Here is a 13,209-nt window from a genome sequence, read left to right as displayed (position 1 = left end):
ATGACCAAAATGTATCATCATCTGCCTGTCGAAGCATATACCTCGCAGGATTGGTTCGACCGAGAACAACAACAAATCTTCTCACGCACCTGGCGTTTTTCGGGACTGGTTGAGGATATCGAAGGCCCTGGGCACTATCTGTCGGTGCAGGCAGGTCTGAACAACCTGTTTGTCGTCATGGGGCGCGATCACCGGCTGCGGGCCTTTCACAATATTTGCCGCCATCGCGGTACACAACTGATCCGCGCGGTTGGCAAGACGCAAAAAGCGCTGACATGTCCTTACCACGATTGGACCTATGATCTGGAAGGCAATCTGATCTCCGTCCCCGATGAGGCGTCGGAATTTCCCGGTGGTATCGATAAATCCTGCCTTGGCCTCAAACCGGCCAGCGTAGACGTCTGGCGCGGTATGCTGTTCGTTCATCCTGATCCGAACGCGCCCACGCTCGCGGAGTGGTTCGGAGAGGTCGATCCATTCCTTGGTCCGCACAAACCTGAGGAATTGGTAGAGTACACGGAAGGCCGGAACACCTATGAGATCAAGGCCAATTGGAAAATCGTTGTCGAGAATTACATCGACGTCTATCACCTGAGCCACCTGCACTCGAACACCCTGCACATGTATGATCATGCCAAGGCAGAATACGGGTGGAAGGGGCCGCACTATTACTTTTGGGAGCCTCCGTCCGCGGAGTACGCCAAGGACCATGAGGCGAACCTGCCGATGCCGCGCGCGATTCCAAAACCCCATGTTGGCGCCTGGGTTCCAATGCTCTTTCCCGGCATTGGTATCGGGGCCAGTGAGGAAAGCTGGAACCTGTTTATCATTACGCCACTGGCGCCGGACCTGACGCGTATCGAAAACCGCACGAAGCTGGCCAACGTATCAGACTGGGCGTTTCAAAAACAGCAGTGGAAAAGCTGGGGCTTTTGGAAGGACTTTGGCGGTGCAAAGTACCAAGGGGACGACGTCGCCGGCGAAGACGATCCGATGGCATCCGGAGATTTCACGACCGAGGATATCTATGCCTGCGAACAACAACAGAAGTCTCTGAAAAGCCCGTATCTGGAAATCGGCCCGGCTGGGATTGGCGAAAACCCGATTACCCAGCACCAGAAAGCCGTGTTGGAGTTCATGAAGGATGATTGAACAATGCGGAGATCGCTCATGACGCCCGTTCAAGCCACCCTGACAGGCGTGTTCATCGCGTCGGCTTTGGTGCTGACAGCGCAAGCAGACACGCCTGAGGAGATCTCTGCCCGTGTCCTTGCGGCTCAAGACGAAGATAGCCTTCTGGCTACGTGGGAAATCTGGCATCCCGAAGCCACACACCGGATCGTCCTCAAATACGGTACCGAGCAGGAAGATGATGTCTTCACTTATCGTGTGGGAGATGTGGCGGCCGCTACCGATGCTGAATTCTCCAAGGATCTGGCGGACTACAAGGAAACTGAGCGATCCAAGCCTAAAATGACCACCCGCACTGAAGATGAGGTCCACCACGTAACCGCGGTTACGGATGTTGAATATGATTGGCAAGGATATGAAGGAAAAATGCGTCAAACAGATGAGTTTGCCTTTGAACCTTACCTTGGCGGGATGGTGATCCGCTCATTGACCACCACATATGACTACCGATGATTGGGTGTTTTAATGCGACGCGACTTCTATCCATTGACCGTATCTGACATCCGCACAGAGATCGGCGGTGTAGCCACAAGTGTCACTTTAGATGTCCCTGCCAGACTGGCTGATCTGTTTAAATGGACGGCAGGACAACATCTTACGGTCAGATTTCTGATCGAAGGACAGGAGCATAGGCGCAGCTACACGATCTCAAACCCTCCTGGATCCGCACTGCGCATCACTGTGAAACGTGTGAAAGACGGGATCGTGTCGAACCATATCGGTGATGCTCTGTCGGTAGGGGATATCATCGAAGTCAAGCCCCCTTTTGGACAGTTCACCTTAACGCCCGGACCCCTTAAACGCCGCACGCACTATTTCTTTGGCGCGGGCAGCGGCATCACGCCTTTATACGCGATGATCAATGCCGTTTTGACGGACGAGCCGCATTCCGTCGCCCATTTAATCTTTGGCAATACCAACGCGAACAACATCCTTTTTCGGGACGAGTTGGAGCATTTTCAAGCGCGATACCCAAAACGCTTTTCTGTGCGCCATGTTCTGTCACACCCGTTATTGCTCAGTTGGTTCAGCCCTTGGCGCACGGGTCGGTTGGACGCAAACACCGTTCAGGCCGCTATTGCCGAGACCCCACCTGTAGCGCAGGACGTGCAGTACTGGATCTGCGGTCCGGGCAGCATGAACACGGACCTGCGGGCGGCGCTCAAGAATTTGGACGTGCCAGAGGATCGCATTCACGCGGAAAGCTTTGGTGGCGATGTCAAACCCGATCTCAGCACGTCAGGAGTCGCGGCGACAGCCCGCATAAATCTGCATGGTGCATGGCATGATGTACCAGTGGCTGCGGGTCAAACCATACTGGAAGCTGCTCAAGCGAAAGGTTTGAACCCACCATACAGTTGCCAGTCCGGTGTTTGCGGTGCCTGTGTTGCCCGCCTTACCGAAGGGGCCGTCCATATGCGGAACCGAGTCGCACTTGAAGACGACGATATCTCAAAAGGACTCATCCTGTGCTGTCAAAGCGTTGCGACACAAGAAAGCATCGCCTTGAAGTTTGAGGGGTAGACTCGGGATCACGAAAAACGCAGGCAGAAGCCAAGCAAACAAGTCGGAACCCCACATCGCAAGTTGAAGGATTGGAAGTGGTGGCTGCTAGAAGATCAAATCTCTTTGCAGACCCGCCTCCTAACCTAACACACTGGTATTTGCCGCCATGTCGCAGCAGATGATGCCGTCACCTGCCTTGTTACTCAATTTGTGGAATGACGGGATACAGATCGATTTTTCATTGCACCAGAAGGATTTATTGGGTACCCGAGGCATCCCGCGCTTTTTGCCTTGTGCGATCAGGAACTTGGCCGCGCGGTTTTGAAGGGTCTAGCCCGGATCGAGCAAGTCAACTGATCCGGGCTTTCAATCAAAGACCGTCGCGGGATGGAAATGGGCCCGCGTTACAGGTGCCGCTAGACAGAGACTTTGGCTCGTTCAGGTTGCGGCCCTGCAACTTTGCTGGGTGTCCCCGACACGTAGACTTTCTCGATCGCGCGGTCGTCTCCCATCATCTGCAGAACGAAAAGCTCTTGCGCCAGGCTGTCCACGCGGTCCATGCGAAGAGCCATGGCCGGGGTGCTGCGTGCGTTCAGAACGACGACATCCGCTTCACTTCCCGGGGCGAGCGTGCCGATTTTGTCTTCGAGGCCCAGAACGCAGGCATTGCCGAGGGTTGCCCAATGGAATGCTTGCAAAGGGTGCAGGGCTGTCCCTTGCAATTGCAGGACTTTGTAACCTTCGTTCAGGGTTTGCAGCATTGAATAGCTGGTGCCAGCACCAACATCCGTTGCGATCCCATTGGCGATTCCGCGCGCGCTCAGCCCGGCATGATCAAACAGGCCGCTGCCTAGAAACAGGTTCGAGGTCGGGCAGAACACGGGATGCGCGCCGGTTTCGGCCAGCGCGTCGATCTCGCGCGGCTCAAGATGGATGGAGTGTCCCAGCAGGGTTCTCCGTCCCAGCAAACCGTAGGACTGGTAGACATCCAGATAGTCCCGCGCCTGCGGATAGAGTTTTTTGGTAAAGGCAATCTCGTCCTTGTTTTCCGATAGGTGTGTCTGGATGTGGCAGTCGGGATGCTCTTGCGCCAGCGCCTGGGCCATGGCCATCTGGTCCGGGGTTGAGGTGATTGCAAACCGGGGCGTGATGACATAGCCGTTGCGTCCCTTGCCATGCCAGTCGGTGATCAGAGCTTTGGTGTCGTCATATCCGGATTGGGGCGTATCCTGCAGCGCCTCGGGCGCGTTGCGGTCCATCAGGACCTTTCCGCCAAGCATGCGCATGTTGCGTCTGGTCGCCTCGGTAAAGAACGCGTCAGCCGAGGTTTTGTGGACCGAGCAATAGGCAACCGCCGTCGTGGTGCCATGCGCAATCAGCTGATCATAGAACGCCCGCGCCATGGTCGCGCTGTGCCCGTCCGAGGCAAAGCGGGTTTCTTCTGGGAACGTGTAGGTGTTGAGCCAGTCCAAGAGCTGTGCGCCCCACGAGGCGATCACCTGCACTTGGGGGAAGTGAATGTGGGTGTCGATAAAGCCCGCCATAATCAGATGAGGGCGATGGTCTGTCACAGGCACGTCTCCGGCCTTTGCGCTGATGGCCGAGAATGGGCCGGTGTCCTGAATGATCCCGTCCCGGATCAGCAGCGCGCCGTCCTCAAGATAGGTATAGGCGCCGATATCGTCGCCATTTTGAGGTTCGCGATGAAAGGTCAGCAGACGACCGCGCAGCAATCTCTGTGTCATGGAATGTCTCGTATGTCGTGGGAAAACGGGCAGAGGGGCAGCCCTGAGGCTGCCCCGCCATGGTTCAGGCCTGTTGTGCAGGTGTATCGTCGTCGATCAGATCGGGCTCATCTGGGACGATCACGCGATGCTCAAGATCCTCTTTCGGGGCGAGCATCGGGTAGAGGTAGAGGAACCCACCGACGATCAGATAGCCGATGGTAATCCCGTCGAATTGCGGCATCTGCAGCGTATAAGAGTGGATGATCCCTACCGCCGACATCAGCCCGCCGGCGACGGCAAACGCCCCTGCCATGCGGAACCGGCCGTCAATCACGTCGGCCACAATGGCCCCCCAGATCAGACCGGTGATGATCGCACCCTGGCTTAGCGCCAGATGTCCTTCGTAATGGGCACCCTCCATCAACAGCGCGGCCGTCAGGCCTTCGTCACCCAGCGCAGGCAGGCCTTCGACGCCGCTACTGCGAAGTGCGTTCATCAGCGAACCCCATTTGACCATCAGAAAGGCCGAGATATGGGGCAGGATCGCGAAAGATACCGCAGCCATATGCATTGGCTTCACGGCCCAGGCCGTGTTGGTGATCAGGCTGACCGAGACAAAGACCAGAACAGGCGCCGCAGCCGCAATCGGGATCAGGCCCGCGAGGAAGGATAGGAAACCAAGGAAAGCGGCAGCCGCGATCACGACGGCCACCCCCACGATATAGCCCGCATGTGCATCAAGCCGCTTGTAGGCCGGATGACCGATATAAACGGTCGTCGGGAATGGAGAGCCAAACAGCGCGCCCAGCATCGTGCCCGCGCCATCCGTTACCTGGCACAGCCCGACGGGGTAGTGATCGCCCGCGGCCTCGGCGGATTCCACGTTGTTCATGGTTTCGATGAAGTTGTAGATCTGGACCGGGATTAGCACCAGAAACAGCTCAGGGTTGGCGAACAGGTACTGAACACCGACGATGAGGTCACCGAAATAGGGGATTGGTGGGTAGAAGCCGATGCCGCTTGTGTCGATTTTCGATTCACCAAGGATGATGGCAATCACCGTGCCCGCCGCAATCGCGACCAGACCGGCAGGCACGTTGCCCGGCAGGCGGAACCGCCCGATCAGACCCCAAAGGATGAACAGCAATGAGGTAAAACCGATGATTGGGTTCTCAAACACCTCGGCCAACGGGACTGAGCCGATAAAGACCAGCGCAATGCCACACAGCGTGCCAAGCATCCCGGCGCGCGGTGTAATCCGCTTGAGGTAAGGACCCACAAACGCCCCAAGGGCTGCAACGATCCCTCCCATGAAACCCGCGCCGATACCGACCTGCCAGGCCAGCATCGGGTCGTTGGTGGCCCAGTAAATGGGTCCGATCACGCCGAAAAGATAGACGAACATGACCGGGGTCGAGATGCCGTAGGGCAGGGCGGTGACATCTTCGCCCTTCCTGGTGGCCGCCCATTTGGCGAGAAACGTATAAACTCCGACACCGGCTAGGATTGCTATAGCGGCACCAGGCACGATGCGGCCAAAGACGATCTCGGCTGGCATCTGGAACACGAACTGACAGACCCCGGAAAGGATCAGCAGGTTCACTAGGTTATCCGTAAAAAGCGCCCAGAAAGCGCTGAAGTCGCTGCGGGTAAACAGCTTGTATTCGTAGGTCCTCCCGTCCATGACGGTCTCCTCCTCTGATAGGACCGGAATTGCCTGGTGGATGTCAGGCGGATCTCCCTCTCCGGTCGTGATGTTGGCCCGCAAGGGGCGCCTTGGTTGCCCCGGTTGGGGCGGTCGCGGCAGTTTCAGAGGTCAGTTCAGCCATCACCTCAGCCACCACGAAGGCGGCTATGACGCTGGGCCGCTTGTCGCGGCTACCGCTTGCCCCGATGGGGCATCTCAAATGTTCGATGGATTGTCCGTCACACTGTTTGTGTGCCCAATTCCTCAGCTTGATCCGCTTGGTCGCGGATCCGATCATCCCGACATAGGCCGCATCCTGACGTTCAAGCGCGGCGGTGGTCAGCAGGAAATCCAGCCCGTGATCATGGGTCAGGACGATAAAGGCGCTGCCGGCAGGCGCGCCGAAGATTTCGGCTTCGGGGATTGCACTCAGCCGGGTTTCAACATCCGCATTGCAGAGGTCGATTTCCTCGGCCCGTGTGTCAACGAGAATGCAGCGCACAGGCAAGTGCTGAAAAAGATCCGCAAGCGCGCGCCCCACATGACCAGCTCCCATCACGTAGACATGTGGCAAGGCATCGTCGCGTCGCGTCGCCCGGTCGGTTGCAGCCCCTTTGTCCGAGGACCGCATGCGGGTCAGTTGCAGCTCGACCCGTCCCCCGCAGCATTGGCCAATTTCGGGTCCGAGCGGTACATCCATATCCCGCTGTAGCGACCCGTCCCGCAGCATATCCCGCGCGGCGTTGATAGCCATGAACTCAAGCTGCCCACCGCCGATCGTCCCCCAAAGCGCATTTGGCGCCACGAACATTTCGGTCCCTTCGTTGCGGGGCGAAGACCCGCGCACACGCGTCAGCGCGATACGGATCACGCTGCTTTGTTCGGACAGAAACGTCTTCAGGGACTGCTCGGCGGGCATCGCTTAGGAACCGTTTTGAAGGCGAGCAACGGCCATGAGGACACGCTCGGGTGTGGCTGGGGCGTCCAGTCGAGGACATTCCCGGTAGTCGGTGACGGATGCCACAGCCATCGACAGGGCCTCGAAGACCGAAATACCCAGCATGAAGGGCGGCTCGCCCACGGCTTTAGAGTGTTTGATCGTCAACTCTCGGTTTTCCGACCAATCGGCGAGTTTGACATTGAAGACACGCGGGCGATCCGAGGCCAGCGGGATCTTGTATGTCGACGGAGCATGCGTGCGCAGGCGACCGGCATCATCCCACCAAAGCTCTTCGGTGGTCAGCCAGCCCATACCCTGAACAAAAGCCCCCTCAACCTGACCCTTATCGAGAACGGGATTCAGTGAGCGTCCGACATCGTGCAGAACATCCGTGCGGTCGACCCGGTATTCTCCGGTCAGGGTATCTATGGTCACTTCCGAACAGGATGCCCCATAGGCGTAGTAGTAGAACGGACGGCCTTGTCCCTTGTCACGATCCCAGTGGATTTTGGGGGTTTTGTAGAACCCGGCTGCCGACAGCTGCACACGCGCCAGATAGGCCTTTTTTATGAAGGCATCGAAGGGCAGAACATCTTCGCCGATATGGACATGATTGGTGAGAAAGATCACCTGCTCGGGGCTCACATCCCATGTTTCCGAGGCGAATTTCACCAGCCGTTCCTTGATCTGCTCGACCGCATTCAACGCGGCCATTCCGTTCAGATCGGTGCCGCTGGAGGCTGCAGTGGCGGATGTGTTCGGGACCTTCTCGGTCGTCGTTTTGGTGATCTTGATCCGGCTGAAATCAACCTGAAAGGCCTCAGCCACCACCTGCGCGACCTTGGTGTTGAGGCCTTGCCCCATTTCGGTGCCGCCGTGGTTAAGATGGATCGAACCGTCTTTGTAGACATGCACCAGTGCACCGGCCTGATTGTACCACGTCGCCGTGAACGAGATGCCGAATTTCACCGGCGTCAGCGCGATCCCCTTTTTCAGGATCGGGGAGGATTGGTTGAAAGCGATAATGTCCTGACGGCGCTGGCGGTAGTCTGAGGTCTCCTCCAACTCTCCGACCAGCCGGTCCAGAATGCTGTCTTTGACCACCTGATGATAAGGCGTCACGTTCCGGTCTTCGATTCCATAGAAATTGACCTTGCGCACATCCAGAGGGTCCTGACCCGTGGCATAGGCAATTTCCTCGATCATCCTTTCCGCCGCGATCACCCCCTGCGGTCCGCCAAATCCGCGGAATGCGGTGTTTGAGACCGTGTTGGTTTTCATCGGGTGGCTGTTAAGGCGCACATTCGGATAAAAATAAGCATTGTCTGCATGAAACAGCGCCCGGTCGGTCACCGGCCCCGACAGATCAGCCGAGAACCCGCAGCGCGCGGCAAAGTTGCTTTCAACAGCCTGAATGCGTCCCGCAGCGTCAAAGGCCACGTCATAGTCGATCACAAAGTCATGGCGTTTTCCCGTCGCCGTCATGTCCTGATCCCGGTCGGGTCTGATCTTGACGGCCCTGTTCCACTTCTTCGCGGCCATGGCGGCCACAACGCAGAACAGGTTCATCTGGCTTTCCTTGCCGCCAAAGCCACCACCCATGCGGCGGACATTGACCACAACGGCATTGGACGGCACGCCAAGCACATGGGCCACCATATTCTGCGCCTCAGACGGATGCTGGGTCGAGCAATGCAAAACCACATCATCATCCTCGCCCGGAATGGCAAAGGCGATGTGACCTTCAAGATACATGTGATCCTGACCGCCCACGCGCATCCGGCCCTTAATCCGGTTGGGGGCCGCCGCCTGAGCCGGGGCAACATCTCCGCGCTCTAGCTTGAGGGGGGCGGTGACATGCGGGTAGCCTGCGTTTTTGGCCTCAATCGGATCTAGCGCATGGGGCAGGGGTTCGTATTCTATGTCTGCCAGCTCGGCGGCACGGCGTGCGATGTCGCGAGTTTCGGCAATGACGGCAAACAGAGGCTGGCCGTGAAACTGAATGGTATCGGTTGGGAAAACCGGCTCGTCGTTCAGATGCGTCGGGCTTATATCATTGATCCCGGGCACGTCATCTGCCGTCAGAACCCCAACAACGCCGGGTGTCGCCAGAACCTTCGCAAAATCGATGCCCAACAGTTTGGCATGGGCCACTCCGGACACGCCAAGATAGGCGTGCAGCGCGCCTTGGGGCAGGGCGATATCGTCGGTGTAGTCGGCCCCTCCGGTAACATGCTTGATCGCGCTGTCGTGGTTGACGTCGGTGTGGGCGGCTCCAACGATGGAAACGGTGTCTTTCATTGTGTCGTCTCCTTGTTACGCGCAGGCCAGTTGAACGGGGGTGTCTGTCTGGGCATCGTGCTCAAGGAAGAACCGACGCAGCAGGTTCTGGGCAATCAGAATCCGATAGTCGGACGAGGCTCGCCAGTCGGTCAGGGGCGAGAAATCCTGAGCCAACGCCGTTGCCGCAGCTTCGAAACTTTCCCGCGACCAGGGCTGACCGTTCAGAGCGACCTCGGCAGCAGATGCGCGTTTTGGCGTCGCGGCCATGCCACCCATAGCGATGCGGGCGTCGCGGATGATGCCATCTTCAACCGAGATATGAATTCCTGCCGCGACCGAGGAGATATCCTCATCCCGGCGCTTCGAGATCTTGTAGGCGGCGTTCAGGTCTTTTGGCTGGGGAAGGGGAACGCGGATGCTTTCGACAAATTCGTCCGGTTGGCGATCCTGTTTGCCGTAGTCAATGAAAAAGGCTCCAAGGGGCATTGTCCGGACATCCGGCCCACGGCGCAGCGTGATTTCCGCTCCAAGCGCGATCAAGACGGGCGGCGTGTCCCCGATGGGAGAGCCGTTGGCGATGTTGCCACCCACTGTGCCCATATTGCGCACCTGCCACCCGGCAATACGATCCCAGTATGAGGCCAGGTGCGGTAGATGCTCGGAGAGCAAGTCTTGGCAATCGGTGTAGCTGGCACCTGCACCGATCAGCAGGTGTTGGCCCTGTTTTTCAACTGTTTTCAAGTCTTCGAGATGCCCGGTAAAGATCGCCGGTCCGATTTTGCGCAGGAATTTCGTGACCCAAAGGCCCACATCCGTTGCGCCCGCGACAATGGTGGCCTCCGGATAGGTCTGCAGGCACTCGGCCAAGTCATCCACGCTGGAGGGAAGGATGCTCAGATTGTCCTTCGGCCCCGTGACAACGCGCCGCCCGTCTTTCAGCGCTGCCAGACGCGCGGTCATGGCCTCGCGTTCGGTGTTCAAGTAGTCCGAGGCTGGGGTGCCATAGCGACTGACTGCAACGGCCGCCCGAATGATCGGCTCATACCCGGTGCAACGGCACAAATTGCCCTGCAAAGCGGTTTCGACCTGCGCCTCTGTTGGCTCAGGCGTTTGCATCCACAGCGCATAGAGCGCCATCACGAAGCCCGGCGTGCAGAACCCGCACTGACTGCCGTGATGGTCCACCATAGCTTGCTGTACCGGATGCAGGCGACCTTCGTGGCCGGACAGATGCTCAACCGTCACGACATGGCAGCCGTCTAAAGAGGCGAGGAACCGAATGCACGCGTTCACCGGAGCATAGGCAAGTCCTGTCCGCCCAAGCCGCCCGACAAATACGGTACATGCGCCGCAATCGCCTTCGGCGCAGCCTTCCTTGGTGCCGGTCAGTCGTCGTTCGAGACGTAGAAAATCCAGAAGAGTCTGGTCGGCTGATAGGTCTGGAACGGATACATCCTTGCCATTTAGGACAAATCGGATGTCAGTGCGCGGCGTCATGCTAATCTCCCTCTACACCTGCCTTCGGGTGGGTCGCCGCAGGACCATAGAGTCAGAGATTGAGTCTTAAAATCGTCGGAAATGACAAATACTTTCAACAAAACGTTGAAAAATAAATCCCACCGTCGCAGTCTTCCCGCAGTCGGAGGAATGAATGTCATACATCGAAAGCTTGCGGGTCTTCGTTAGGGTGATGGAGCTTGGCAGCATCACGTCCGGCGGCCGTGACCTGCGGCTGACACCCGCGGTGGCCAGCAAACGTCTGAAAGAGCTGGAGAACCATCTGGGCGTGCGCCTGTTCAACAGAACGACCCGCTCGATGACGGCAACAGAGGTCGGCGAGGTTTTCTATGATGAGGCCAAGGCCGTTTTGCTGGCGTTGGACCACGCCGAGGCGCGCGTCGCCAGTTTTTCGGACGCCCCTCGAGGCGCAATCCGCATCACAGCGCCGCTGGGGGTTGGGCGCAGAATCGTTGCGCCGCTGGTGCCGGATTTCTCGGAGCGTTATCCAGAGACCGAGATCCGCATGCGCCTGTCCGACCGCAAAGTGGACATGATGGCCGACGGTCTGGATATTGCGTTCTTTATCGGAGAGCCGGGCGATTCCACGATGAAACTGCGGAAATTCGCGGATTGCGACCGGCTGCTATGTGCCTCGCCCGAATATCTGTCAAACTTTGGTGTGCCTAAAACGCCGGATGACCTATTGCACTCTCAGCACAATTGCCTGCTGCTGCGCTACCCCAGATCGCCCGAGTATTTCTGGACCCTGAATACCGATATGGGTCCGCGCAAGCTTGAGGTTCGGGGCAAGTATGATGCGGATGACGGCGATGTCCTGACGGACTGGGCCTTGGCGGGCAAGGGGATCGTCAACAAACCGCGCTTTGATGTGAAAGAGTATCTCGCGTCAGGCCAGTTGGTTGAGGTTCTACCCGCGACACCGCCATTGCCGACCATCTTCGGCTGCCTCTATCCGCATAAAAAACTTCAGGATCCCAAAGTCCGCCTGTTCGTCGAACACATCGCGAAAAACAGCAAAAGGTTCTTTGGATAAAGCAGCAGGCGGGGCCTGTATCACCTGCTACACGTCGGGATCTACTGGCCTCTGACTTCTCGCACCCATGCGATGATTGTCTGACGGGCTTCGTCATCCATTTGAACCGCGGCTGGCGGCGGCATAGCATGGCTGATCCCGGCCTGCAGATAGATTTGATCAGCCTGACGAGCGACATCGCCGGGCGTTTCAAGATACACTTTCTTGGGTGCCCATTTCATTGTGCCATAAACCGGCTCGCGCGCATGACACATGGAGCAGTTGCCCAGAACCATGTCATAGGCCGCCTCGAACCCCTCGGCCGAGGCGAATTTCTGTTCATAGGGTGTCAGTTCGCGCGCTTCGGCTTCTTCCCATGTTTCGCCGGACCGGACCGAGGACAGCCATGCAATCGCGATCATCAGAAGGACCGTTACTGCCCAGGTCCAATGAGGGCCTGTTCCGGTCGCATGCATGGTGTTGAAATAGTGGCGAATGGTGACGCCGGTCAGAAAGATGAGGCTTGCAATGATCCATGAATATTCAGTGCCGAAGGCCAGCGGGTAGTGGTTCGACAGCATCAGGAACACGACCGGCAGTGTTAGATAGTTATTATGAGTCGAGCGTACCTTGGCAATCTTGCCGTACTTGGCGTCAGGGGTTCGACCCGCCTTGAGGTCTGCGACCACGATGCGCTGGTTCGGCATGATCTGAAAGAACACATTGGCCGTCATGATCGTTGCGGTAAACGCCCCAAGATGCAGCAGCGCGGCCCGTCCGGTGAATATCTGGTTGTAGCCCCAGGACATGATCACCAGGATCACGAACAACAACAGCATCAGAATGGTGGGATGATCGCTCAGCTTGGATTTGCACATCTGGTCATAGAGCAACCAACCAATGGTCAGCGACCCGCCCGAGATCAGAATTCCCTGCCACAGCGCCAGATCGACCTTGGTCGGGTCCAGCAGGAACAGCTCTCCTCCGACCCAGTAGATGATCATCAGAAGCGCGGCGCCGGACAGCCATGTCGTGTAGCTTTGCCATTTGTGCCAAGTCAGATGCTCGGGCATCCGGGCGGGCGCCACGAGGTATTTTACGGTGTGGTAAAACCCGCCGCCATGGACCTCCCATTCTTCGCCATAGGCCCCATCTGGCAGCGCAGGGTTTGGCTTAAGCATCAGGTCAAGCGCGATAAAGTAGAAAGATGCCCCAATCCACGCCATCGCTGTGATCACGTGCAGCCAGCGGACGGAAAAGGCAATCCACTCCCACATCACGGCCAGATCATACATGGGTTTGCTCCTAAGATTCTTTGCTTCCGCTCACTCTATGCGAGACT

General features: G+C 57.8%; 10 protein-coding genes. 4 read left to right on the top strand and 6 right to left on the bottom strand.

The features are described from left to right. The 3 genes from ACR0J4_RS13585 to ACR0J4_RS13575 are packed head-to-tail and all read left to right on the top strand — an operon-like array spanning window position 1 to window position 2,715. A complete protein-coding gene (locus ACR0J4_RS13585) occupies window positions 1-1,152 on the top strand; it encodes an SRPBCC family protein (protein WP_170643353.1) in 1,152 nt (383 codons plus the stop codon). An 18-nt stretch (window positions 1,153-1,170) separates the two neighbouring features. Next, entirely contained in the window at window positions 1,171-1,644 is a 474-nt protein-coding gene (locus ACR0J4_RS13580) for a hypothetical protein (protein WP_170643354.1), read from the top strand. A gap of 12 nt (window positions 1,645-1,656) precedes the next feature. Continuing rightward, a complete protein-coding gene (locus ACR0J4_RS13575) occupies window positions 1,657-2,715 on the top strand; it encodes a ferredoxin--NADP reductase (RefSeq protein ID WP_170643355.1) in 1,059 nt (352 codons plus the stop codon). A 398-nt stretch (window positions 2,716-3,113) separates the two neighbouring features. Here ACR0J4_RS13575 and guaD read toward each other — a convergent pair whose 3' ends face one another. From guaD to xdhA, 5 genes are all read right to left on the bottom strand, one after another. Next, window positions 3,114-4,442 (bottom strand): guanine deaminase, encoded by a 1,329-nt coding sequence (gene guaD / locus ACR0J4_RS13570; protein ID WP_170643356.1) that lies wholly within the window; start codon window positions 4,440-4,442, stop codon window positions 3,114-3,116. A 64-nt stretch (window positions 4,443-4,506) separates the two neighbouring features. Next, complete coding sequence (locus ACR0J4_RS13565; protein WP_170643357.1) at window positions 4,507-6,108, bottom strand: permease family protein; 1,602 nt, start codon at window positions 6,106-6,108, stop codon at window positions 4,507-4,509. A gap of 43 nt (window positions 6,109-6,151) precedes the next feature. After that, window positions 6,152-7,030 (bottom strand): xanthine dehydrogenase accessory protein XdhC, encoded by an 879-nt coding sequence (gene xdhC, locus ACR0J4_RS13560; protein ID WP_170549575.1) that lies wholly within the window; start codon window positions 7,028-7,030, stop codon window positions 6,152-6,154. 3 nt (window positions 7,031-7,033) lie between these two features. Next, window positions 7,034-9,352, bottom strand: coding sequence for a xanthine dehydrogenase molybdopterin binding subunit (gene xdhB / locus ACR0J4_RS13555; protein ID WP_170747381.1), 2,319 nt, complete (start codon window positions 9,350-9,352; stop codon window positions 7,034-7,036). 15 nt (window positions 9,353-9,367) lie between these two features. Beyond that, window positions 9,368-10,831, bottom strand: a complete 1,464-nt coding sequence (gene xdhA, locus ACR0J4_RS13550) for a xanthine dehydrogenase small subunit (protein ID WP_170643359.1) — start codon at window positions 10,829-10,831, stop codon at window positions 9,368-9,370. 154 nt (window positions 10,832-10,985) lie between these two features. On the opposite strand from xdhA, the gene ACR0J4_RS13545 reads away from it, so the two are divergent. Continuing rightward, a complete protein-coding gene (locus ACR0J4_RS13545) occupies window positions 10,986-11,888 on the top strand; it encodes a LysR family transcriptional regulator (protein ID WP_170643360.1) in 903 nt (300 codons plus the stop codon). 41 nt (window positions 11,889-11,929) lie between these two features. Here the strand turns inward: ACR0J4_RS13545 and ACR0J4_RS13540 are convergent, their stop codons facing one another. Beyond that, window positions 11,930-13,162: a urate hydroxylase PuuD gene (locus ACR0J4_RS13540; RefSeq protein WP_170643361.1), complete on the bottom strand. Its 1,233-nt coding sequence runs from the start codon at window positions 13,160-13,162 to the stop codon at window positions 11,930-11,932. Window positions 13,163-13,209 lie beyond the last annotated feature (47 nt).

It is taken from the genome of Ruegeria sp. B10 (genome assembly GCF_056539825.1).
This window is presented reverse-complemented; position numbering and strand designations above follow the sequence as displayed.